The 22583-nt window shown below is 70.4% G+C and carries 18 protein-coding genes; 11 read left to right on the forward strand and 7 right to left on the reverse strand.

Features of this window, described 5'->3' with window-relative positions; genetic code table 11:
• Positions 1–20 precede the first annotated feature (20 nt).
• Positions 21–851, reverse strand: coding sequence for a siderophore-interacting protein (locus ACLJO0_RS11195; protein WP_410578037.1), 831 nt, complete (start codon positions 849–851; stop codon positions 21–23).
• 14 nt (positions 852–865) lie between these two features.
• Positions 866–1189 carry an MGMT family protein gene (locus ACLJO0_RS11200; RefSeq protein ID WP_125796648.1) on the reverse strand — a complete coding sequence of 108 codons (324 nt, stop codon included), beginning with the start codon at positions 1187–1189 and terminating at the stop codon, positions 866–868.
• A gap of 54 nt (positions 1190–1243) precedes the next feature.
• Between ACLJO0_RS11200 and ACLJO0_RS11205 the strand changes: the two genes are divergently transcribed.
• Positions 1244–4459 (forward strand): ATP-dependent helicase, encoded by a 3216-nt coding sequence (locus ACLJO0_RS11205; protein WP_410578039.1) that lies wholly within the window; start codon positions 1244–1246, stop codon positions 4457–4459.
• A complete protein-coding gene (locus tag ACLJO0_RS11210; protein ID WP_410578041.1) occupies positions 4456–7710 on the forward strand; it encodes an ATP-dependent helicase in 3255 nt (1084 codons plus the stop codon). Before ACLJO0_RS11205 ends, ACLJO0_RS11210 begins: the two co-directional genes overlap by 4 nt.
• A 431-nt stretch (positions 7711–8141) precedes the next feature.
• On the opposite strand, the gene ACLJO0_RS11215 is transcribed toward ACLJO0_RS11210, so the two are convergent.
• The gene (locus ACLJO0_RS11215) at positions 8142–8528 is read right to left on the reverse strand and encodes a MauE/DoxX family redox-associated membrane protein (RefSeq protein ID WP_125781025.1); all 387 of its coding nucleotides are present in this window, start codon (positions 8526–8528) and stop codon (positions 8142–8144) included.
• A gap of 88 nt (positions 8529–8616) precedes the next feature.
• On the opposite strand from ACLJO0_RS11215, the gene ACLJO0_RS11220 reads away from it, so the two are divergent.
• Together ACLJO0_RS11220 and ACLJO0_RS11225 are read left to right on the forward strand one after the other, a co-directional pair.
• Entirely contained in the window at positions 8617–9693 is a 1077-nt protein-coding gene (locus ACLJO0_RS11220) for a potassium channel family protein (RefSeq protein WP_125796650.1), read from the forward strand.
• Positions 9694–9819: 126 nt separating this feature from the next.
• Positions 9820–10227: a hypothetical protein gene (locus ACLJO0_RS11225; protein ID WP_410578236.1), complete on the forward strand. Its 408-nt coding sequence runs from the start codon at positions 9820–9822 to the stop codon at positions 10225–10227.
• A gap of 63 nt (positions 10228–10290) precedes the next feature.
• Here ACLJO0_RS11225 and ACLJO0_RS11230 read toward each other — a convergent pair whose 3' ends face one another.
• A complete protein-coding gene (locus tag ACLJO0_RS11230) occupies positions 10291–11379 on the reverse strand; it encodes a neutral zinc metallopeptidase (RefSeq protein ID WP_410578044.1) in 1089 nt (362 codons plus the stop codon).
• A gap of 217 nt (positions 11380–11596) precedes the next feature.
• Between ACLJO0_RS11230 and ACLJO0_RS11235 the strand changes: the two genes are divergently transcribed.
• The 6 genes from ACLJO0_RS11235 to ACLJO0_RS11260 all read left to right on the forward strand — a co-directional run bounded on the left by ACLJO0_RS11235 (position 11597) and on the right by ACLJO0_RS11260 (position 17756).
• Positions 11597–12736 (forward strand): hypothetical protein, encoded by a 1140-nt coding sequence (locus ACLJO0_RS11235; RefSeq protein ID WP_410578046.1) that lies wholly within the window; start codon positions 11597–11599, stop codon positions 12734–12736.
• Positions 12730–13371, forward strand: a complete 642-nt coding sequence (locus ACLJO0_RS11240; protein WP_410578047.1) for a DUF4129 domain-containing protein — start codon at positions 12730–12732, stop codon at positions 13369–13371. The genes ACLJO0_RS11235 and ACLJO0_RS11240 overlap by 7 nt, the downstream gene beginning before the upstream one ends.
• Positions 13368–14492, forward strand: a complete 1125-nt coding sequence (locus ACLJO0_RS11245; protein WP_410578049.1) for a DUF4350 domain-containing protein — start codon at positions 13368–13370, stop codon at positions 14490–14492. Before ACLJO0_RS11240 ends, ACLJO0_RS11245 begins: the two co-directional genes overlap by 4 nt.
• A 26-nt stretch (positions 14493–14518) precedes the next feature.
• Complete coding sequence (locus ACLJO0_RS11250) at positions 14519–15478, forward strand: AAA family ATPase (protein ID WP_410578238.1); 960 nt, start codon at positions 14519–14521, stop codon at positions 15476–15478.
• Positions 15478–16764, forward strand: a complete 1287-nt coding sequence (locus ACLJO0_RS11255; protein ID WP_410578051.1) for a DUF58 domain-containing protein — start codon at positions 15478–15480, stop codon at positions 16762–16764. Before ACLJO0_RS11250 ends, ACLJO0_RS11255 begins: the two co-directional genes overlap by 1 nt.
• A gap of 209 nt (positions 16765–16973) precedes the next feature.
• Positions 16974–17756 (forward strand): RICIN domain-containing protein, encoded by a 783-nt coding sequence (locus tag ACLJO0_RS11260; RefSeq protein WP_410578053.1) that lies wholly within the window; start codon positions 16974–16976, stop codon positions 17754–17756.
• A gap of 83 nt (positions 17757–17839) precedes the next feature.
• Here the strand turns inward: ACLJO0_RS11260 and ACLJO0_RS11265 are convergent, their stop codons facing one another.
• Together ACLJO0_RS11265 and ACLJO0_RS11270 are read right to left on the reverse strand one after the other, a co-directional pair.
• The gene (locus tag ACLJO0_RS11265; protein ID WP_410578055.1) at positions 17840–18913 is read right to left on the reverse strand and encodes a hypothetical protein; all 1074 of its coding nucleotides are present in this window, start codon (positions 18911–18913) and stop codon (positions 17840–17842) included.
• Positions 18914–18930: 17 nt separating this feature from the next.
• On the reverse strand, positions 18931–19938 hold the full coding sequence (locus ACLJO0_RS11270; RefSeq protein WP_410578057.1) for a stage II sporulation protein M: 1008 nt from the start codon (positions 19936–19938) through the stop codon (positions 18931–18933).
• Between the two features lie 61 nt (positions 19939–19999).
• Between ACLJO0_RS11270 and ACLJO0_RS11275 the strand changes: the two genes are divergently transcribed.
• The gene (locus tag ACLJO0_RS11275; RefSeq protein ID WP_410578059.1) at positions 20000–20929 is read left to right on the forward strand and encodes an RDD family protein; all 930 of its coding nucleotides are present in this window, start codon (positions 20000–20002) and stop codon (positions 20927–20929) included.
• A gap of 138 nt (positions 20930–21067) precedes the next feature.
• Here ACLJO0_RS11275 and ACLJO0_RS11280 read toward each other — a convergent pair whose 3' ends face one another.
• Entirely contained in the window at positions 21068–22537 is a 1470-nt protein-coding gene (locus ACLJO0_RS11280) for a neutral zinc metallopeptidase (protein WP_410578060.1), read from the reverse strand.
• Between the last annotated feature and the right edge of the window lie 46 nt (positions 22538–22583).

Raw genomic sequence — 22583 nt, forward strand, 5'->3', positions numbered from 1 at the left:
GAGTCCGACCCGAAGGGGCGTTAGTCCTCTTCGGTGGCTGGAGCCTCCCCGGCTTCCGCCTGCCGCATCGCTTCCCGCCCGGCGGCCTCTTCGCTCACGCCCTGCCGCCAGTACCCCGTGAAGCAGATCGCCCGCTTGTCCATTCCGCGCTCCCGCACGAGGTGCCGCCGCGCCAGCTTCACCATGTTCGCTTCGCCCGAGATCCACGCGTAAGGCGTCCCGCCCGGCAGTTCGGCCCTTCGCACGGCTTCGAGCACCGCGTCGCCGACAGGGCCGGAGCCCCGCACCACCCAGTGCAGCTCCACCGTCCCCTGCGTTTCGAAGACCTGCCGATCCTCGCGATCACCGATCTCGACGTAGACCACCGCTCGCGTCCCGGCGGGCAGTGCTTCGACGATCGCGCCGATCGCCGGGATCGCGGTCTCGTCGCCGATCAGTAGCTGCCAGGTCGTGTCCGGGGGCACGTCGTAGAGCCCGTGCGGCCCCAGGAAGGCGACTCGGTCGCCCTCCGAAGCGCGCGACGCCCAGGCCGAGGCGGGGCCTTCGTCGCCGTGCAGCACGAAGTCGATGTCGACCTCCTGCACCGACGGCCGCAGCGCGCGCACGGTGTAGGTGCGCATCGACGGCCGGACGTCTTCGGGCATCGCGAGGTAGGTCCGGTACCAGGACAGCACTTCGTCGCCGCTCAGCGGAGCGGGCAGCACGGGTTCCGCCTGGCCGGGCCGCGGGAAGAACACCTTCAGGTACTGGTCGGGAGCGTGGTCCACCAGCGACGCCCCCGAGAAGGTCACCCTGCTCATATGCGGGGTCAGCCTCCGGACCCCGGTCACCTTCGCCTCGATGTAACTCATTAGGCGAGGCTAACCTAAAAGAGAGCGCCGGGACCAGCGTCGTCGCCGGGATCACGCTGCCACCGGTATTTTCGCAGGTCGACGCGCTGCCCGTCGGCCAGGACGCCCTCCGCGCGCAGCTTCTCCAGCTGCTCGTGGACCAGATGCGGGGCAGGCGTCCCGTCGGCCCGCAGAATGCGGTGCCAAGGCAGGTCCTGGCCGTCCTCGCCGAGGATCCGCCCGACCAGCCGTGGGGACGGGGCCCCCGAAACCGACGCTATATCCCCATAAGTCGCGACCGAGCCGGCGGGCACGCTCGCGATGACCTCGCGCACCCGCTCGTGCAGTTCGTCATCCATGGGACCACTTTGCCGTGCCGCTGCGAGGTTGTGTCGGCGGGGCGTGGTTCCATCGTGGGCGTGAACGGGCGGCGAACAGCGGCAGGAACCGACGCGCGGCTGGTCCGCACGCCGGTCACCGGCACGCCCTCGTTCCAGTGGGATTCCGGCGCCCGGCGCCTCCTGGCCGCCCCGGACGGCTTCCGCCGGGTCCTCGGCGGCCCTGGCACGGGCAAGACGGCATTGCTGGCCTCGGCGGCTTCGCGGCGTATCGCGGAGGGCGCGGACCCGGAGAGCGTGCTCATCCTGACCACTTCTCGCAAGGCGGCCGAGGTCCTGCGCGCCGACATCACCCATCGGCTCACCACCGATCCGGAAGAGGATCCGCTGCCGCGCACGATCCGTGAGCCGCTCGTGCGCACGGTGCACTCGTACGCGTACGCGCTGTTGCGGATGGAGGCGCAGGCCGATGAACTCCCGCCTCCCCGCCTGCTGGCCGGAGCGGAGCAGGACGTCGTCGTCCGCGATCTGCTCGCCGGCGACATCGAGGCGGGCGCGCTCGACTGGCCAGAGCAGCTGCGGCCCGCGTTGAACGTGCCCGGTTTCGCCGAGGAACTGCGAGACCTTCTGCTCCGTGCCGCCGAACGCGGGCTCGGCCCGGAGGATCTGGTCGAACTCGGCAGGCGGCGCGGCCGCGACGAGTGGATCGCGGCCGGGCGCTTCTGGAGCCAGTACGAAGAGGTCACGCTGCTGCAGGGCGCGGGCGGCAACGCGCTCGGCGTCGCGAGCGCGCCCGCGCTGGACGCGGCGGAGCTCGTCACTTCCGCGCTGCTCGCGCTGGAGGACGACCCCGAACTGCGTGAACGCGAGCAGCGCCGCGTCCGGCACCTGTTCGTCGACGACGCCCAGCATCTCGACCCGTTGCAGACCCAGCTCATCCGGCTCATCGGGCACGCGGCCGACGAATTCGTCGTCGCGGGTGATCCCGATCAGTCCGTGTTCTCCTTCCGCGGCGCGGATCCCCGGCTGTTCGCCGACGCGGACGAGGACGGCGAACGCACCGTCCTGCTGACCACGGCGCACCGGCTCGCCCCGGTGATCCGCACGGCCGTCACGAAACTCGGCTCGGTGCTGCCCGGCTCGTCGCCGCAGCGCAAACTCGTCGACGCGCCGGACGCCGAGGGCGGCGCCGTCCGCGTCCGCCTGATGCCGACCCCGGCCGCCGAGGCGAGCTGGATCGCCGATCAGCTGCGTCGCGCGCATCTCGTCGACGGCGTGCCGTGGTCGGAGATGGCGGTGCTCGTCCGGTCGCCCGCCCGTACTTTCCTTGTCCTGCAACGCGCTTTGCGGGCTGCCGGGGTGCCGATCGGTTCGGCCACCGAGGAGCTGCCGCTCGCGAAGCAGCCCGCGGTCCGGCCTCTGCTGGCGATGCTGCGGCTCGCCGCGGATCCGGACCTGCTCGACGTCGACCTCGCCGAGATGCTGTTGTCGTCGCCGCTGGGCGGCGCGGATCCGCTCGCCCTGCGGCGGCTGCGTCGTGGCCTGCGCAGGCTGGAACTCGCCGGCGGCGGGCAGCGATCGAGCGACGAGCTGCTGGTGGAAGCCTTACGTACCAACGATGTCCTCACCGGCCTCGCCGATGCCGAGTCGCTGCCGATGCGCCGGGTCGGCGGTCTGCTGCACGCCGCGCACCAGGCCGTGGTCCGCGGCGACGGTGTCGAGCAGGTGCTGTGGGATCTGTGGCAGGCCAGCGGTCTGGAGCAGCGCCTGCTGCGCTTGGTCGACCGCGGTGGTTCTCTCGGCTCGCAGGCGGACCGGGATCTCGACGCGATCGTCGCCCTCTTCGACGCGGCCGGTCGCTATGTCGACAGATTGCCGAAGGCGAGTGTCGCTTCGTTCGCGGATTACCTGTCCTCGCAGAACATCGCGGGTGACACGCTCGCGCCCGCGGCCATGAAGAGCGACGGCGTCTCGCTGCTGACGGCGCACGCGGCCGCCGGTCGCGAGTGGACGGTCGTGTCCATCGCCGGTGTGCAGGAGGGCAGCTGGCCGGATCTGCGGCTGCGCGGTTCCGTGCTCGGCGTGGAGCGGCTGGTCGACCTCATGTCCGGCGTCGACGACGAGAAGGTGTCCGCCACCGCGCCGATCCTCGCCGAAGAGCGGCGGCTGTTCTACCTCGCCGCGAGCCGCGCGCGGAAGACGTTGCTGGTCAGCGCGGTCGCGGGGGAGGACGAGCAGCCCTCGCGGTTCATCGACGACCTCGAAGAGAACGGCGCGGACGACGGCGGCCTCGATTCGCGGATGAAGCCTGCCGGACGTTCGCTGGTGCTCGCCGAACTCGTCGGTGAACTGCGCGAGGTGGTCTGCGACGAATCGAGCGAGCCGGAAAGGCGGCAGCGAGCGGCGCGTCAGCTCGCCAAACTGGCCGCCGCCGGGGTGCCGGGCGCGCATCCGGGCACCTGGTACGGCCTGCTGGAACCCTCCACCGGCGAACCCGTGCACGGGCCGGGCGACCTCATCCGCATCTCACCGTCCACTGTGGAGGTTCTGGTCAAATGTCCGCTGCGGTGGCTGATCGAACGCCACGGCGGCAGCGACCCGGCGCAACTCGCGGCCGTCACGGGAACCCTGGTGCACGGCCTCGCGCAGGCGGTCGCGGGCGGCAGCAGCGACGAGCAGATCCGCGCCGCCCTCGACGAAGCGTGGGTGCGGGTCGACGCGGGAGCGCCGTGGTTCTCGCGCCGCGAGCGGTCGCGGGTCGAGCAGATGTTGCGGAACTTCATCTCCTGGCTGGAATCCAGCCGCAAGGAGCTGATCGAAGCCGGGGTCGAGCAGGACATCGAGGTCGAGCTTCCGGTCGGAGATGACGACGTCCGCGTGCTCCTGCGCGGCCGTGTCGACCGCGTGGAGATGGACAAGGACGGCCGTCCGGTCGTCATCGACATCAAGACCGGCAAGGTCCCGATCTCCGCCGCCGACGCGGAACAGCATCCGCAGCTCGCCGCGTACCAGCTCGCCGTGCTGCTCGGCGCGGTCGAAGGCGGTTCGAAACCCGGTGGCGCGCGGCTGGTCTACGTCGCGAAGTCCAACAACAAGACCGGATCCACCCAGCGCGAGCAGGCTCCGCTGGACTCCGGCGGCGGCAAGCAGTGGCTCGAACTGGTGCGTTCGGCGGCCGGATCCGCCGCGGGCCCGGAGTACGGGGTCACCGAGAACCCGGACTGTGATCGTTGCCCGGCAAGGGGTTGCTGTCCGCTGCGGCCCGAGGGCAGGCAGGTGACCGGGCCTTGATCTCCGCACTCCAGCGCCGTCAGGTCGAACCGGGCGAGATCGCCCGCGCGCTCGGCCTGCACAGCCCGACCGACGAGCAGGCCGAGGTCATCGCCGCGCCCATCGAGCCGTCGCTGGTGGTCGCCGGCGCGGGCGCGGGCAAGACCGAGACGATGGCCGCGCGCGTGGTGTGGCTGGTGGCCAACAGCATCGTGCCGCCGGAACGCGTCCTCGGCCTGACCTTCACCCGCAAGGCCGCCCGCCAGCTCGGCGAACGCGTCCGCACCCGGCTGCGCCGCCTCGTCGGATCGGGGCTGCTCGACCGGATCGACCCGACCACCGACCTGCGCATGACGGTGACGGCCGGCGAACCGACGGTGCTCACCTATCACGCGTACGCCGGACGGCTGCTGTCCGAACACGGCCTGCGGCTGCCCGTCCAGCCCGGAGTCCGGCTGCTTTCGGAGACGTCTTCGTGGCAGTTCTCGCATCGCGTGGTGTCCACTTGGGACAATGACCTCGACACCGATCGCGTGCCGGCCACGGTGACGGCGCAGTTGCTGGCACTGGCCGGGGAACTCGGTGAGCATCTGGTCGAGCCAGAACGGCTGGCGCAGTACACGTCCTGGCTGTGCGAGGTCATCGAGAACGCGCCGCGGGCAAAGGGCCAGCGTGCGGCGCTGCCGCAGAAACTGGCCGAAGTCATGACTGCACAACGTTTTCGGCTCGCTCTACTGCCGCTGGTCGAGGCGTATCATGCGCGGAAGCGGGCCGAGGGCGCGCTCGACTTCGCCGACCAGATGTCCTTGGCAGCGCAGCTCGCCAGCAGCTATCCGGCGGTGGTCGCGGGGGAGCGGGAACGCTACGGCGCCGTCCTGCTCGACGAGTACCAGGACACCGGGCACGCCCAGCGGATCCTGCTGCGGTCGCTGTTCGGCGGCGTCGAGCATCCGCCGATGCCGGTGACCGCGGTGGGCGACCCGGCGCAGGCCATCTACGGCTGGCGCGGGGCGAGCGCGGCGAACCTGCCCCGGTTCACCACGGACTTCCCGCGCGACAACGGCGAACGACTCGTTCCGGCGCTGGATTTCGGGCTGCTGACCAGTTTCCGCAACCCGCCCGAGGTGCTCGAACTCGCGAACGCGATTTCGGAACCGTTGCGGGAACGCGGGCTCGGTGTCGCGCGGCTGCGTGCGCTGGAGGGCGTGGGGACGGCCGACATCGCCGCCGCGCTGCTGCCGGACGTCCGCGCCGAACGCGAGTGGGTGGCCGACGCGGTGGCGAAGCGCTGGTTCGAAACCGTGGAGGAGACCGGAAAGCCGCCGACCGCGGCGGTTCTGGTGCGCCGCCGCGCCGACATGGCGCCGATCGCGGCGGAGATGCGCGCACGCGGGCTTCCGGTCGAGGTCGTCGGCCTTGGCGGCCTCCTCGACGAACCCGAGGTCGCGGACCTGGTCAGCACGTTGCGGGTGCTCGCCGATCCGCTCGCGGGCAGCGCCGCCGCCCGGTTGCTGACCGGGGCGCGCTGGCGGATCGCGGCGGCCGACCTCGCGGCGTTGTGGCGCCGTGCGGGCGAACTGTCGTCGCCGGTGCCGCCTTCGGGAAAGTCCGATGTGGACGAACCGGTGCTGGTGACCGAACGGGTCGAACAGGCGGGCCTCGCCGACGCGATCGACGATCCCGGGACGCCGGACCGGTATTCGTCCGAGGGGTTCCGACGGATCCGGAAGATCGGCGCCGAGCTTTCGGCGTTGCGGCGACGGCTCGACCAGTCGCTGCCGGAACTGGTCGCCGACGTGGAACGCACCATGCTGCTCGACGTCGAATCGCTGGCCCGCCCGGGGCCGGCCGGACGCGCGCATCTGGACGCTTTCGCCGACGTCGTCACGGATTTCGCCGAGACGTCGCCGACGGCCACTCTTTTGTCCTTTGTGGACTACCTGAACACGGCCGCGCACGCGGAGGACGGGCTCACCCCCGGCGAGGTGGAGGTCGTCCCGGATCGGGTCCAGGTGCTGACCGTGCATTCGGCCAAGGGGCTGGAATGGCGCATCGTCGCGATCCCGCATCTGGTCAAGGAGGTCTTCCCTGGACGGCGGCGTTCGTCGTCGTGGCTGCGGACGTCGACCTCGTTGCCCGCCGCGCTGCGCGGGGATTCGGAGGACCTGCCGGAGCTGCGGATCCCCGAAGGCTCGGACCGCAAGGAAGTGCAGGAAGCGCTGGAACTGCACGAAGAAGGCTTCATCGCGCGGGAAGCGGACGAGGAGCGGCGGCTCTGCTACGTCGCGCTGACCCGCTCCGAACACACGATGCTGATCTCCGGCCATTGGTGGAACGAGAGCAGCGCGCGGCCGAAGGGGCCTTCGGAGTTCTTGCTCGAAATCGGCGAGGTCATGCGCGGGAACTCGGTCGGCCGGATCGAGCACTGGGCCGACGAGCCGGAAGCCGATGGGGAGAACCCGCTGGTCGCCGACTCCCGCCGGTCGCGGTGGCCGATCGATCCGCTGTGGCCGCGGCGCGAAGGAGTCACCAACGGCGTCGATCTGGTCGTCGGCGCGATGGAAGACGCGGAAGACAGTGAAGAGGAAGAGGACGATCCGGACGGCTGGATTTCCGACACCAAGGTGCTGCTGGAGGAGCGCGCGCGGGCGCAGAACCGCGTTCAGCAGGTCGTCCTGCCGGCGCATCTCTCGGTGAGTCAGCTGGTCGAGCTGTCGGCCGACCCCGCCGCGCTGGCGAAACGGCTGCGGCGACCGCTTCCCGTGCGCCCCAACACTTACGCGCGCCGGGGGACGGCGTTCCACGGCTGGCTGGAGCAGCGGTTCGGCGGCGAGCAGCTGCTGGAGATCGACGACCTGCCGGGCGCGGCGGACGTCGACGAAGCGCCCGACTCCGAGCTGGAGGCATTGCAGACGGCGTTCGAGAAGAGCGAGTGGTCGCACCGGGTGCCGCACGCCGTCGAGGTCCCTTTTTCGGCGGATGTCGTGGGCGTGACGCTGCGCGGGCGGATGGACGCCGTGTTCGCCGACGCCGACGGCAGGTGGACCGTCGTCGACTGGAAGACCGGCGCGGTGCCGGAGAAAGACCGGCTCGCGCCGCTGGCCGTGCAGCTGGCGGCGTACCGGCTGGCGTGGGCGGCTCTCAAGAAGGTGCCGGTCGAGAAGGTGCGAGCGGCGTTCCACTACGTGAAACACGACAAGACCGTCCGCCCGGCGGACCTGCTGGACGCCGAAGGCCTGCGGCAACTACTGCGGAGCGTCCCGACGATCTAGCAATTCGGCACCTGCTTGCGGTCCTTGCGCGTGCAACTACCGCAAGTAGGTGACGAATTGCGGGGTTCAGGCGGTGTGTGGTGCGTTGTGGCCGTGACTGTGTGGATTTCTGGTCACACGGTGCGCGCATCATCGGCCCGGTCAAGACCGAGAGGTGACCGAACGTGAGGGGTGTGTGGATATAGGGACACTCAACGTCCCTATATCCACACACCTCGCCTGCCCGCCGCGCGTTCAGAGGACGAAATGCGGGACATCGAGCGTCGGCCCGCCGCCGTGACTGTGACTGTGACTGTGTGGATTTCTGGTCATCTAACGCACCGAAATCCACACGGTGCCCGCGCCACCGCCCCGCCGCGCAATTCGGCACCTACTTGCGGTCCTTGCGCGTGCAACTACCGCAAGTAGGTGACGAATTGCGGGGGAGGGGGTCAGGCGCGGTCGCGCACCTTCAGTGCCCAGGTCACCAGCGGGATCTGGAGCGGGACGCGGGCCCAGAAGGCCGCCCGCCAGTGCTTCGGCGCCTTTCGGCGGTCGGCGTCGACGGCCATCTTCACGTTCCCCGGCAGGACCACGACGAACAGCAGCGCGGCCGCGAGCCCGCCGAGCCGCCGGGTCTTCGGCGCGGCGATCGCGGCGGCGACGCCCAGCTCGGCCACACCGGAGCCGTAGGTCCATGCCCGCGGGGAGCCCGGGAGCTGCTTCGGGATGATGGCGTCGAAGGGCTTCGGCTGGGCGAAGTGCAGCACACCGGCCGCGCCGAGCAGGCCGGCGAGGAAATACGCGGGCCGCTGAGACGGCTTGGAATCCGAAGACATGCCCTGAGCTTCGCATACCGCGCTCAACGTGAGGATCTTCGGCTATCCTCCCGACCGTGAGTGACGCGGACCAGGCCGGAGCCTGTGCATGAAGGTTCTCAAGCGCTTCCCGGTCCGGCTGAGCGACCGTCCGGACCACGAGCTCGTCGGCGTGATCCGCATGCCGGAACTGACGGTCAGCCCGCTGCGGTCGATCCTCAAACGGATCATCGGCGCGATGCTCGCCCTGCTCGCGACCGTCCTGATCGTCTACTTCGACCGGGACGGCTACCGCGACGCCAACGGCGACGGGCTCAGCCTGCTCGACAGCCTCTATTACGCGACAGTGTCGCTGTCGACCACGGGGTACGGTGACATCGCGCCCGCGACGTCGTCCGCGCGGCTGGTGAACGTCCTGGTGATCACCCCGCTTCGGGTGCTTTTCCTCATCGTCCTGGTCGGTACCACTCTCGAAGTGCTCACCGAGCGCTCCCGCCAGGCTTTCAAGATCCAAAAGTGGAGGACGAAGGTGCGTGACCACACGGTCGTCGTCGGATTCGGCACGAAGGGCCGGTCGGCGGTCAACGCGCTGCTCGGGGACGAGAACGTCGAACCCGACCACATCGTCGTCGTCGACACCGACCAGCAAGCCCTCGAAGCGGCCACCGCGCTCGGCCTGGTGGTCGTGCACGGTTCGGCCACCCGCGCCGACGTGCTGCGCGTCGCCGGGGTGCAGCGGGCCAAGGCCGTGGTCGTCGCCCCGAACCGGGACGACACCGCGGTACTGGTCACGCTGACCGCACGCGAGCTGGCACCGAAGGCGCACATCGTGGCTTCGGTGCGTGAAACGGAGAACGTCCACCTGCTCAAGCAGTCGGGCGCGAACCAGGTCGTGGTGTCGAGCGAGACCGCCGGGCGACTGCTCGGCATGGCGACGTCGACGCCGCTGGTGGTCGACATGGTCGAGGACCTCCTCACCCCCGAGTCCGGTCTCGCGATCGCCGAACGCCCGGTGGAGCCGTCCGAAGAGGGCGGTTCGCCGCGGCATCTGTCGGACATCGTGCTGGGTCTCGTCCGCGACGGCGTCCTCTACCGCGTGGACGCTCCGCAGGCGGACGCGATCGAGCCGGGCGACAAGCTGCTGTACGTCCGGAAGGTGACCTCCGCGGAGACGATCGAGCGGTAGCGGGGGAGCTTTGGTGTCGCCTCCCCGGCCTCCTGTGTTTTGCCGCCCGGTTCTGGAAGCATGGCGTTCGTGCGCAAGCGATCGGACCCCGCCAGAGGGCTCACCCCGGGGTGGAACTCCCTGGCCGTGGCGGCCGGTGCCGGCCTGCTGGTGATCTTTCTGGCCTGGTTCGCCGGGCCGGGGCTGTTCGGCATCACGAACGAGCCCCGGGGGACGACCGTGCGGGCGGAGGTCGTCGAGCCCGCGCCCTGCACGGGCGGCGGCGCGACCGAGAAGGTCAAGTTCGAATTCGGCGGTAAGCCGATGGAGGGTTCGCTCAACGGCTGCGGGCACGGCAAGGGCGAGCCCCTCGAGGTCGTCGTCCCGGACGGGGCTTCGGGCGACGGCGTCTCGGTGCACGCGGCCGACGCGACAGCGGGAGCCAGCGACGCGCGACGGCCGCTCGGGATGGCGCTGCTGGTGTTCAGCTGCTTCGCCGGAGGGATGTACGTCTACCTGGTGTTACGCGGGCCGCGGAGGCTCGCGACGGCCTGATCCCGCGAACACGCGTGATTGAAGGCGGAACTCGCGTGATCCGCCTCGAGACACGCGCGGAAGTCAGGAAACGGCGCTTCCCGGGGCCGAGAAGGTGTTGCAGTCGGCGATCCGGTTGTTGCTCGCGCCCGCCCGCCACCAGGACGCGTAATGCGCGTTCGTCCCGTGGTCCTGGCTGCGTGAGGTGTTGTCGCCCCGGGTCTCCTGGTCGTTCCATGCCTTGTTGTACATGTCCCGGCTGACCGTGCCGCCCTGGTCGACGTGCGCGCCGAGGAACATCCCGGAGAAGCACTGCGCCTGGAGTTCCTTGCGCCGTGACATCTCCAGCCCGGCGGGGCTGTTCTGGCCCGCGTCGTAGATCTTCTGCCAGGCGGCGTCCATCAGCCCGGCGACCTCCTGCACGTGATGCCCGTACTCGTGCGCGAAAAGGGCGAGGTAGACGCCGGGGTTGTTGCCGTACTGGTCGGTCTGAAGACCACGGAACGGCACGTAGAGGTTGTTCTCGCAGTAGTACGCCGCCGTCGCGATGCCCACCTGGATCGTGCCGCATTCGGTTTCGAAGCTGGCCCCGGTCGGGAAGTGCAGCGCGGGCGGGGTGAACGGCAGGTCATAGGCGTCGAGGAACGGTCCCCACGCGTTGTCGAGGCATTTGCCCGCCGCGGTGAAGAACGCCTCGGCGGCCTGCTGGCTGCTCTGCCACTGCGGCAGCGTGCAGACCCGGTTCTGCAGGCCCGCGTTGGGGTCCTGGAGGATCGGGTGGTCCGCGAGTTTGAGGATCTTCTGCGGCCCGCTCGACGACGACGGCGCCTTGGACGGCGACGACGGGAACGGGTTCGTCGAGGACGACGGCGAAGAAGACCCGCTCGGCGGCAACGCGGCCGGGGAAGTCGGGTTCGGCAGGGTCGAATAGCCCGCGTTCGCCACGTGATCGGTGCCGTCACGATTGAGTGAAATGATCGCGACCAGGCCGAGGACCAGTACGGCGACCGCACCGAGGCAGATGCCCACGATCGCGCCCACGGACCGCCGACGCGGTGGCGGCGGCGGAAACTGGTGCGGCGCGCCATGCCACTGCGCAGGGGGCTGGCCGTGCACCGGCGGTGGCTGGACGGCGCCGCGTGGCGGCCACTGGCCGTGGGGCGGTTGCGTCATCAAGTCGGTCCCGGTGGTTCTAGGGGCGAACCGGGGGTACCCGGCCCGATGTTCAGCATAACGAGCTAACGGTGTCCCTTCCCACAGCTCGGCTGCAGAGGGTATCCAGCATGAGGCGAGTGGTCACCCATCAGTGTCGTCACCCCAGCTCTGGCCGGGTGTCGGACCCTCTGGAAGAGTGGGCGTAAGCAACGTGAACGGGTAGAGGGGCTGTCGCATGACGGAGACCGGCGGACCGTCCGGGCCGGAAGGTACCGAGACTCCGGGCAAACCGGCACAGCCGCAGGCGGGCGAACCGGCACAGCCGCAGGCGGACCTGCCGACACCACCGCGGGGGGAAGTGCCGCCGTCACCGGCGCCTGAGCAGCAGTGGCAGTCCCCGTCCGGGGCAACGCCGCCTCCGCTGCCGTCCTACCAGGCGCCGCAGCAACAGCAGCAGTATCCGAACTGGAAGGTCGGTCTCGGCAGGCCAGGGGTCATCCCGCTGCGCCCGCTGAACCTCACCGACATCCTCGACGGCGCGGTCACGACCATGCGCCGGTACTGGCGGATGGTCTTCGGCGCCGCCGCCGTGACCGCCGTGCTGACCGCGGCCATCGATCTGATCGGGTACTTCCTGGTCGACACGACCGAGGACCTCGAGCGGCTCCGCGATCTGGGTCCGGCGGCCACCGATCAGGAACTGCTGAACCAGACGCTGGACATGCTCGGCGGATCGTTGGCGGCGAGCTTCGTCAGCCTGATCGCCACGATGATCGGGACCACGCTGCTCACCGGGTTCCTGACGGTCTTGATGGGCAAGGCCGCACTGGGCAAGCCGATCGTCTTCAAGGAGGCGGTGAAGGAGGCGGCGGGACGGCTGCTGCCGCTGCTCGGGCTGACCGTGCTCTACACGCTGGCGATCATGGTCGCGGCGATCTTCTGTTTCGTGCCCGCGATCATCCCCTTCACCTTCTGGGCGCTGGCCAGCCCGGCGCTGCTGCTGGAACGCGGCACCGTGCGGGAGGCGTTCCGCCGGTCGGCGAAGCTGGTCTCGGGGATGTTCTGGCGGATCTTCGGGATCCTGCTGCTGGCCGCCGTGATCTCGGCGTTCCTGGCGATGATCATCACGATGCCGTTCAGCTTCGGCGCGTTCATGACCCTGTTCACCGATCCCGAGCAGGTGTACATCCCCTCGACCGGTGACCTGATCCTGCAGTCGGTGGGCACGGTGATCGCGCAGACGATCGTCGGCCCGTTCTCCGCGCTGGTGACCGTGATCCTCTACATCGATCAGCGGATGCGCCGTGAGGGAATGGACATCGAACTGGCCCGCGCGGCCGGGATCGCGACGCCGCCCCCGCCGCAGGCATGGTGACGCGTTTCCTCTCCGAGGTCCCGGTCGACATCGACCGGGACACCGCCCGGCTGCGTGCCGCCGAGGAGCTCGCGGGTCAGGCTTATCAGGCCGCGAAGCCGAGCTGGCTGTCCCAGGCGTTCAGCTGGGTGCTCGAAAAGCTGTTCGGCGTCCTCGAAACCGTCGACAGCGCCGTGCCAGGCGGGATCTTCGCCGTGGTGCTGCTGGTCGTCGTGCTGATCGTGGTGGTCGTGGTGATCCGGCTGAAGTCGGGCCCGCTGGCGGCGTCGGCCAAGAGCGGCCGCGCCGTGTTCGCCGGGCAGCGCAAGGCTTCCGGCGAACATCGCAAAGCGGCCGAGGAAGCCGCGTCGCGGGGCGACTTCGACGACGCCGTCCGTGAGCTCTTCCGTGCCGTGGTGCGGTCTTTGGAGGAACGGGCGTTGCTGGACGAGAAGTCCGGCCGGACCGCCGACGAGGCCGCCATCGAAGCCGGACGGCTGCTCCCCGACGTCGCCGTTGCCCTGCGCGCCGGCGCCCGGCTGTTCGACGACGTCCACTACGGCGGCATCCCGGCCACCGAGGCCGGCTACCGGTCACTGTCCGAACTGGACGAACGCTGCCGTCGTGCCAGGCCGGTCGCCTTGGCGGCCGGATGACCTCGGTTTCGCCCGACGCCCGCCGGATCTGGCGCGGGGTGCGGTTGCCGCTCGCGGTCGTCCTCATGCTCGTGCTGACCGGGACGCTGCTCGTCCTCGTCCAGGGCGAGCAGACCACCGGCGCGCTCGAACCGGGGTCCTACGAGCCCGGTGGCAGCCGTGCGCTGGCGACCTTGCTGGAACGGGAAGGCGTCAAGATCCCGGTCGTGCGCACCGCCGCCGCGGCCAAGGGCGTCGCGAGGGACGCGACCGTCTTGATCACCCAGCCCGCGTACCTGCCCAAGAACACCTTCGCCGAAATCCGGCGGAGTGCCAAGCATGTCGTGCTGGTGCAGCCGAGTCCTGCCACGGTCGAGGAAATCCTCCCGGGTGTGCGGTCGACCGGCCAGCTCGAAACCGAGACCCGTGTCCCGGACTGCCAGGCCGCGGATCCCGTCGCGGCGGGCAGCGCGACGATGGGCGGCTTGAAGTACATGGCCACGCAGCCGCGAGCACAGGAATGCTACGGCGGCTCGTATCTCGAAGTGCCCGGTCCGGAAGGGACGGTCACCGTACTCGGCACCCCCGAGCCGCTGACCAACGAATGGCTCGCGAACGAGGGCAACGCGGCGCTCGCGATGCGGTTGCTCGGGAAGCACGAACGGCTGGTCTGGTACCTGCCGACGCCGGCGGATCCTTCGCTTGAGGCTGAGAAGAAGCCGCTGTCCGAACTGATCCCGGCGGGCTGGTCGTACGCGGCGTTGCAGGCCGGGATCGCGGTGGTGCTGCTGGCGTTGTGGCGCTCGCGGCGGCTGGGCCAGGTGGTGACCGAGCCGATCCCCGTCGTGGTGCGCGCGGCCGAGGCCACCGAGGGACGGGCGAGGTTGTATCGCAAGGCGAAGGCCGCCGCGCACGCCGGGGAGACCCTGCGTGAGGCTGCCCGCGCGCGGCTCCGGCCGTTGCTGGGGCTCACCCGTGACGCCGAACCCGCGGCGCTGGTGGAATCCATCGCCATGCGGACCGGCCGGGCCCCGGCCGAAATCGGCGCGCTGTTGTACGGGGACCCGCCCGCCGATGACGCCGCCCTGGTGCGGCTGGCGGACGGACTCGATGTCGTGGAACGAGAGGTGGAGCGGTCTTGAGTACCGAACAGTCCGAGCAGTCCACTGTGGACGCCGCGGCCGAGGCGCGGGCGGCGCTGATCGCCCTCCGGGCCGAGGTCGGGAAGGCCGTGGTCGGCAACGACGCGGCCGTCACCGGGCTCATCATCGCGTTGCTGTGCCGGGGACATGTGCTGCTCGAAGGCGTTCCCGGCGTGGCCAAGACGTTGCTGGTGCGGGCTTTGGCCGCGGCGCTGGAGCTGGAGACGACCCGGGTGCAGTTCACGCCGGACCTCATGCCGGGCGACATCACCGGCTCGATCGTCTACGACGCGCACAGCGGCGAGTTCTCGTTCCGCGAGGGCCCGGTGTTCACGAACCTGTTGCTGGCCGACGAAATCAACCGCACTCCGCCGAAAACGCAGTCTTCGCTGCTGGAAGCGATGGAGGAACGTCAGGTCTCCAGCGATGGCAAGACGCGGCCGCTGCCCGATCCGTTCATCGTCATCGCGACGCAGAACCCGGTCGAATACGAAGGCACGTACCCGTTGCCCGAGGCGCAACTCGACCGTTTCCTGTTGAAGCTGACCATGCCGATGCCGTCCCGTGAGGACGAATTCGGCATCCTTTCCCGGCACGCGCAGGGTTTCGACCCGCGAAACCTCGGCGCGGCGGGGATCACCCCGGTCGCCGGGGCCGCCCAGCTCGACGCCGCCCGCCGCGCGGTCGCCGGGGTCACCGTGCGCCCCGAGGTGCTCGCCTACATCGTGGACGTCTGCCGGGCGACGCGGTCGCTGCCGTCCGTGCGGCTCGGTGTTTCGCCGCGTGGCGCGACCGCGCTGCTCGCCGCGACCAAGGCGTGGGCGTGGCTCGCCGGCCGCGACTACGCCACCCCGGACGACGTCAAAGCCTTGGCACGGCCGTCTTTGCGGCACCGGCTCGATCTGCGCCCCGAGGCCGAACTCGAAGGCGCGACCGCCGACGGTGTGCTGGACCGCGTCCTCGTGTCCGTGCCCGTTCCGCGCTGATGGCCGTCACCGGGCGGCTCGGGCTGCTGGCGCTCCTCGCGGCGCCGGTGGTCGGTTTCCTGCTGCCCTCCTGGGCCGGGATCGGGCTGGCCGCGGCGGTGCTGTTCCTGATGGTGGCGCTGGATCTCCTGCTCGCCGGAAGTGTGCGGCGGCTGGAATTCGCGCGGTCCGGCGCGACGTCCGTGCGGCTGGGGGAGTCGTGCGAGGTCACGCTGACCGTGGCCAATCCCGGCGGCCGTCCGGTGCGCGCTTGGCTGCGGGACGCCTGGCCGCCCAGCGCCGGCGCGGAAGACAGGCACCGTTTGACCCTGCCGGCGGGCGAACGCCGCGTTGTGACCACCCAGCTCCTGCCGACCCGGCGCGGCGACCGGACGGCGGCCAGGGTCACCGTCCGATCGACAGGCCCGCTGGGGCTCGCCGCACGGCAGGGTTCGCACGACGTGCCGTGGACCGTGCGGGTGCTGCCGCCGTTCCACAGCCGCAAACATCTGCCGTCGAGACTGGCGCGGCTGCAACAGCTCGACGGCCGCAACGCGGTGCTGATCCGGGGCCAGGGCACGGAATTCGACTCCCTGCGCGAGTACGTGATCGGCGACGACGTCCGGTCGATCGACTGGCGGGCTTCGGCGCGCGCGTCCGACGTCATGGTGCGGACCTGGCGCCCCGAACGCGACCGGCACGTGGTGCTGGTGCTCGACACCGGCCGCGTTTCGGCGGGCCGGGTCGGGGACGCGCCGCGGCTGGACGCGGCGATGGACGCGGCCCTGCTGCTGGCCGTGCTCGCCGCGCGGGCGGGTGACCGCGTCGACCTCCTCGCCTACGACCGGCAGGTCCACGCCGCGGTCCAGGGTTCGAGCGACTTGTTGCCCGCCTTGGTGAACGCGATGGCGCCGCTCGAATCGTCGCTCGTCGAGACCGACGCGCGCGGGATGATCGCGGAGGTCCTGCGGCGGACCCGGCGGCGCGCGCTGGTCGTCCTGCTGACCGGGCTCGACGCGGCACCGCTGGAAGAAGGCCTGTTCCCGGTGCTGTCCAAACTGACCTCGCGACACCAGCTGATGATCGCTTCGGTCGCGGATCCGCGGGTCGCCGAGATGGCGGCGGGCCGCGGCGACGCGGAAGCCGTCTACGACGCGGCCGCGGCCGAGCGGGTGCTGGCCGAACGGCGCCAGGTCACCGCGCGGCTGGCGCGGCACGGTGTCGAGGTCGTCGACGCCGTACCCGAGGACCTGCCGCCGCGGCTGGCCGACCGCTATCTCGCGCTGAAGGCGGCCGGACGGCTCTGATGCCGCCCAGGCGCGGTCCTGGGGTGTGTCGCGAAAGCCACTTTCGCGACGTCTGATGTCCCGAAAGTGGCTTTCGCGACATGAGCACCCGGGGCCGGCCTGAGGAGCGGGCGTCGGGCTGAACCCGATGGAGTGGTGCCGGTTGGCGACGGGTGTCCCGGGCGGTTAGCTCGGAGGGAGATCCGGATCGACACGATTGGGGCCCAGGCTTGCGCAGGTTCGTGCTGTTCTTCGCGGTGGTTTCGGTGCTGCTGTCCGGAGTGCCCGCTTCCGCACAACCCGCCGGGACACCGGTCCACCTCGCCGACGGAGGCGGGAACCTCTCCCTGGCCGCGGCCGACGGCAAGCTCGCCCTCGCCGACGCGAAGGACGCCAACGCGCAATGGGTGTACGACAAGACGGCGCTTTCGTACAAGCATGTCGCGAGTGGACAGTGCCTGGCGGCGATCAGTCCCGTCGACGGCGTCGGCGTCAAACTCGTGGCGTGCGACGGCAAGGACCGTCACCAGCAGTGGCGCCGCAACGCCGGGCTGCCCGGACTGGTGCTCCTGGCGAACGTGGCGACCGCGCGCTGCCTCACCGCGGAGGCGCCGGTCGCCGGATCGCGGCTGTATCAGGAAGTCTGTTCACTGCCCGGACTGTCCAACACCTGGGCGGCCGGGGTGCGGACCCTCGCGATCCTGTCAGGGAATGGGCAGCGACTGTCCACGAAGACACCTGGCCAGCCGCTCGTGGTGCGCGTGATCGGGGAGAGCGGGCAGCCCGCGGCCGACGTGCCGGTGAACTTCTTCGTCCGCGCGGCACGGGCGAAGAACGTGCTGGTCTTCGAAGGCGGCGCCGAGACGGCGACCGCGAAGACCGGCGCCGACGGGTCGGCCGCGAGCCCGAAGATCGTCCTGACCGAACCGGGCGAATTCGAGATCCGGTTCGCGGGCAGCGCGAGCCTGGAGGACGGGAACAGCATCACCTTCGAGGGCAGCTGCACCTGTTGAGCGGACTAGGCCTGCTGAGCGCTTCCGGCCGTTGGGCGACCGTGTTGCGAAAGTGGCTTTCGCAACCTGCCACCTTTGCCTTACTAGGCCACCAGAGCGAAACTCGAGTAATACTCGCCAGACGGATCCCGCGAACCGCTCCGGTCGGGGCTGACCTCGGCGCCGACCCAGCCCTGGAACGCCCCCGCGTCGTCGATCACCTGCAGCAGCGGGCGGACGTGACTGTTGCCGAGGTAGCAACCGTTGTAGGACAGGCATTCGCACCAGAACTCGTAACTGTTGCGCCGTCCGCCGAAGGCGTCGCTCAGGTAGTAGAACCGCCTGTCGCCGGTGTCGATGATCTTCTGTGCGCACGCCGCGTGCCCGGGGCCGGCGGGGCAGCAGGAAGACGGGTCGCAACCGGAGTCGTACTGCACGAACCCGAGGCACGAGCCGTCGTCGCATTTGTTCCAGCCAGGACCGACACCGAGGGCGCCACTGCCGCCTCTGGTCCAGTTGGTGATCGCACGGCGGTTCACCCCTTGCCCTTCGAGCAGGTACGACCGCTGGGTCGCGCGGACCGAACTCATCGGGGCCTTGCTGGTCTGCGCGAGGGAGGCGTTGCTGCCGTAGGCGATGCCGCTGGTGATGGAGTAGTCGTCGCTCACCAGTTGCATCCGGCCGAGGCCCGGCCGGGGTTCCGAAACCGCCCACGTCTCCGCGAGGCTCACGGTCGTCGTGGTGCCGTTGACGGTGCTCTTCGTCCAGGTGATGGCCACCTGGCCGGAGTTCTCGGCGTAGGTGCCGGTGAAGTGGCCGTTCGGTTCACCGGTGAAGCCTGGCGCGGTCTTGATCGGGCAGTTGTTGCGGGGATTGGACCCCGGCGCCCAGTCGCCGCAGTAGTAGACGTCGCCGCTGTTGACCGGGGCGGGGAAATCCGCCTGGTTCCAGGTCCAGAAGTTGTGCGCGACGGTGTTGTCGGCCGGGTTGAACACGAGGTAGCCGAGGCGGATGTAGTTGCGGTCGGCGTCGGTGCGGAATCCACCGACACTCACCACCCAGTTCTGTTTGCCCGACGGCGCGGATCCGGTCCGGGCCTGGGACGCGCCGACGAGAAGCGTCGAGGCGAGCACGGACAGAACGACGATCGCCAGAACGCGTAACCGTTTTCTCGCCATGGGAGAAGCTAACCAGTTCAGCCGGCTTCAGGTCGAGAATCTCCAGCGTATCGCCAGTCGACGTCACCCACTTCGCCCGCTTTCGCGGCTCGGCGCCCGACCACGAACACGTACAGTAAGAACGCGACCTCGGCGACCACTCCGATGCCGATGCGGGCCCAGGTCGGCAGGCCCGACGGCGTCACGAAACCCTCGATCACGCCGGAGATCAACAGGACCACCGTCAGTCCCAGCGCCATCACCACGACCGACCGCCCCTGCTCGCCGAGCGCCGCCGTCCGGGACCGGCGCCCCGGGTCGATGACCGTCCAGCCGAGCTTCAGCCCCGTCCCGGCCGCGACGAACACCGCGGTCAGCTCCAGCAGGCCGTGCGGCAGGATCAGGCCGAAGAACACGTCGAGCCGTCCGGCCGAGGACATCAGCGCCGCGCCGATCGCGAGGTTCAGCGAGTTCGCCCAGAGCGCGTAGATCACCGGGAGCCCCAGCACCACGCCGAGGAACAGGCAGGTCGCGGCCACCCACGCGTTGTTCGTCCAGACGCGCGCGGCGAAGGACCCCGCGGGGTCGGACGAGTAATACGTTTCGTACTTTCCGCCCGGCGCCGTCAGGTCCTTGAACTCCTCGGGCGAGGCCAGCGACGCGAGCACCTGCGGATCGCCCGCGATCCACACCGCCGCGATCGCCATCACCGCGATCGACGCCGCCGCCGACGCCAGCCACCAACGCCTGCTCAGGTACAGCGCCGCCGGGAACCGCTGGGTGAAGAACAGCCCGACCTCACGCCAGGCGGGACTGTGCGAACCGGTGACGGCCGAGCGGGCCTTCGCGACCAGACCGGACAGGTGCGCGACGAGCACCGGGTCGGGCGCGACCGAGCGGATGATCGAAAGATGCGTCGCGACGCGCTGGTACAGCGTCACCAGCTCGTCGGCGTCCGGGCCGCTGAGTTTCCCGGCGCGGCCGACGAGGTCACGCAGCCGGTTCCATTCGGCCTGATGCGCGGCGACGAACACGTCCACGTCCAACTCGGAGCCCTCCCGGCGATCGTCCTTGGTCGCCCAGCCTATTCGTCACTACGCTTGCCAGGTGGAACAAGAGTCCGAACTCGTCACCGGCGAGGCCGTCGTCCTGGACGTGCGCGCGGCGAAACTGGCCAGCCGCGGGCTCGCCATGATGCTCGACGTCGCCCTCCAGCTGATCGCGCTGGTCGTCGCGATGCTGGTCCTGAGCCAGGTCGCCGCGTTCGGGGACGAGGCGCTGGCACTGACCCTGTTCCTGGTGACCCTCGTGCTGATCATGGTCGGCTACCCGGTGATCTCCGAGACACTGACCCGCGGCCGCACCCTCGGGAAGATGGCGCTCGGCCTGCGGGTGGTCCGCACCGACGGCGGCCCGGTCCGGTTCCGGCACGCGCTGGTCCGCGGGCTCGCCGGCTTCTTCGTCGACTTCTGGGCGCTGGGCATGCTCGGCGTCGTGGCCGTGGTCACGTCGCTGCTGTCGCCCAACGGCCGCCGCGTCGGCGACTACCTCGCCGGCACCCTGGTGATCCGGGAACGCATGCCCGCCTCCCGCACGCCGTACGTCGGGATGCCGCCGCAGCTGGCGCACTGGGCTTCGCAGCTGGACCTGACCCGGCTGCCGAACGACCTCGCGCTGGCCGTCCGGCAGTACTTGAGCCGCACGAGCGAGCTTCGCCCCGAAGCGGTCGAAGCCCTCGGATACGGGCTCGCGCAGCAGGTCGCTTCGGTGATCGGAGCGCCGGTGCCGCCGGGGGTGCCGTCGTGGGCGTACCTGTCGGCGGTGCTGGCGGAGCGGCGGCAGCGGGATCAGGCGAAGCTGCAACCGGCGGTTCAGTACGGGCCGCCGATGGCGCAGCCTTTCGCGGCGGGACAGTCCTTCGCGCCTGTCGCGCCTGTCGCGCAGCCGCAGCCGGTCGCGCCAGTCGCGCAGCCGGTCGCGCAGCCGCAGCCTCCCCCGGAGCCGGTACCGGAGAACCCCTTCACCCCGCCCAGCTGACCTACGCCGAAGTCCGTGAGGGCCTCCTTCCCTACCCTGAGAGTAGGGAAGGAGGCCCTCACGGACTTGCGCCGACGCGCCTGCCGGGCCCAAGTACATGAAGGCTTGACGGACCGAGCCGGGCGGAACCCGAGCGGGTCAGGAGACGTCGGCCGGCTTGGCAGACCACGTGTTGCACTGGAACAGCCGGTTCTTCTGCGCGCCGTGCTGCCACCACGAGACGGCGTGCGCGTCGGAGCCGTGGTCGCGCGGGCCGCCGTTGTGGTCGCCGCGGTCCTGGGTCTGCCAGGCGTCGCGGTACATCGCCTGATCGACCGAGCCGCCGCGGCCGACGGTCGAGCCCAGGAACGTCCCGGACAGACACTGCGCCGAAAGCTCGTTGCGCCGCGACATCTCCAGGCCCGCCGCCGAGTCGGTGCCCGCTTCGTACCGCGCGTCCCAATAGGCCTTCGAGATACCGGAGAGCGCCTGGATGTGGTGCGCGTACTCGTGGGCGTAGAGGGCCAGATAGACCCCGGGCCGGTTGCCGTACTGGGGGACCTGAAGGCCTTCGTAAGGCATGTAAAGCGTCTCGTTCTGCGAGCAGTAGAACGCCGCCACCGAACCGTTGCTGGCGTCGCCGCAGGGGCTCGACCAGTTCTTGCCGGACGGGTACTTCACGGTCGGGACCCGGAACGGCAGTTTCGTGTAGTTCATGACCTGCTGCCAGACGCTGTCCAGGCAGGGCCGCGCGCTTTCGAAGAACGCCGCGGCCGCGTCCGGGTTGTTCGCCCAGCGCGAGAGGTTGCACGGCTGGTTCGGGAGACCGACCTGGGAATCGAGCCACAGCGGGTTGTCCGCCAGCTTGTAGTGCGGTTGCGGGCCGGACGGGGCACGGCTGGCCGAGGTCTCCCGGGTCGAGCCCGCCGACGTTTCGCGCGAGGCGGTCGAATCGCGTGAACGAGTGCTCGTCGTCGACGTGTCGCTGGACGTGGTCGTCGTGTAGTCCGAAGAGGACGTCGTCGAATAACTGGAGTATCCGACATCCGCGGTGTGACGCGAGTCGCCGTTCGCGATGGTGACGACCATCAGCAACCCGCCCATGACCGCCATCACGGCGACGATCGCGACCGCCGCGATCACCCCGCCGTTGGACTTCTTGGCGCGATATCCGCCGTACGGAGTGAACGCGGGCTGAGCGAAACGCGGGCCGTACGGAAGCTGCGGCGGGCCGACCGCGCCGGGCCGGAACGGGACCGGTGCGCCGATCCGCGGCGGCGGCAGCGGGGCCGCGCCCGGCGGGGGCAGCGGCATCCCGCCGCTCGGCGGACCCGGCCGGAACGGCGGCGGGACCGGCGTCGGCCGGGAGACCGGCGGTTGCCCGGGGCGGCCGGGCGGGACGGGGCCCGGACCACCGCGCGGCGGCAGTGGCCGCGCTCCGGGTGGCGGGAGCGGGCGGCCGCCTTGCGGCAGCGGGCGCGCGCCCGGCGGTGGAAGCGGGCGGCCACCTTGCGGCGGCAGCGGACGCGCTCCGGGTGGCGGAAGCGGGCGGCCACCGTGCGTCGGTGGCGTCGGTGGCGGAGTCGGCCGGCGCCGCGGATCAGGCGCGCCGGGCGGCTGCTGGTTCATCGAGTGGATCCCCCATGCGGTTCGGCAACGCCGTTCGCCCAGGTGG

It is taken from the genome of Amycolatopsis sp. lyj-108 (assembly GCF_046549005.1).
GTDB lineage: Bacteria > Actinomycetota > Actinomycetes > Mycobacteriales > Pseudonocardiaceae > Amycolatopsis.

Excerpts from the sequence above, each read along its gene's own strand:
- ACLJO0_RS11195 (WP_410578037.1), bottom strand. The coding sequence starts at position 851 with ATGAGTTACATCGAGGCGAAGGTGACCGGGGTCCGGAGGCTGACCCCG.
- ACLJO0_RS11200 (WP_125796648.1), bottom strand. The coding sequence starts at position 1,189 with ATGGATGACGAACTGCACGAGCGGGTGCGCGAGGTCATCGCGAGCGTG.
- ACLJO0_RS11215 (WP_125781025.1), bottom strand. The coding sequence starts at position 8,528 with ATGTCTTCGGATTCCAAGCCGTCTCAGCGGCCCGCGTATTTCCTCGCC.
- ACLJO0_RS11220 (WP_125796650.1), top strand. The coding sequence starts at position 8,617 with ATGAAGGTTCTCAAGCGCTTCCCGGTCCGGCTGAGCGACCGTCCGGAC.
- ACLJO0_RS11230 (WP_410578044.1), bottom strand. The coding sequence starts at position 11,379 with ATGACGCAACCGCCCCACGGCCAGTGGCCGCCACGCGGCGCCGTCCAG.
- ACLJO0_RS11235 (WP_410578046.1), top strand. The coding sequence starts at position 11,597 with ATGACGGAGACCGGCGGACCGTCCGGGCCGGAAGGTACCGAGACTCCG.
- ACLJO0_RS11240 (WP_410578047.1), top strand. The coding sequence starts at position 12,730 with ATGGTGACGCGTTTCCTCTCCGAGGTCCCGGTCGACATCGACCGGGAC.
- ACLJO0_RS11245 (WP_410578049.1), top strand. The coding sequence starts at position 13,368 with ATGACCTCGGTTTCGCCCGACGCCCGCCGGATCTGGCGCGGGGTGCGG.
- ACLJO0_RS11255 (WP_410578051.1), top strand. The coding sequence starts at position 15,478 with ATGGCCGTCACCGGGCGGCTCGGGCTGCTGGCGCTCCTCGCGGCGCCG.
- ACLJO0_RS11265 (WP_410578055.1), bottom strand. The coding sequence starts at position 18,913 with ATGGCGAGAAAACGGTTACGCGTTCTGGCGATCGTCGTTCTGTCCGTG.
- ACLJO0_RS11280 (WP_410578060.1), bottom strand. The coding sequence starts at position 22,537 with ATGAACCAGCAGCCGCCCGGCGCGCCTGATCCGCGGCGCCGGCCGACT.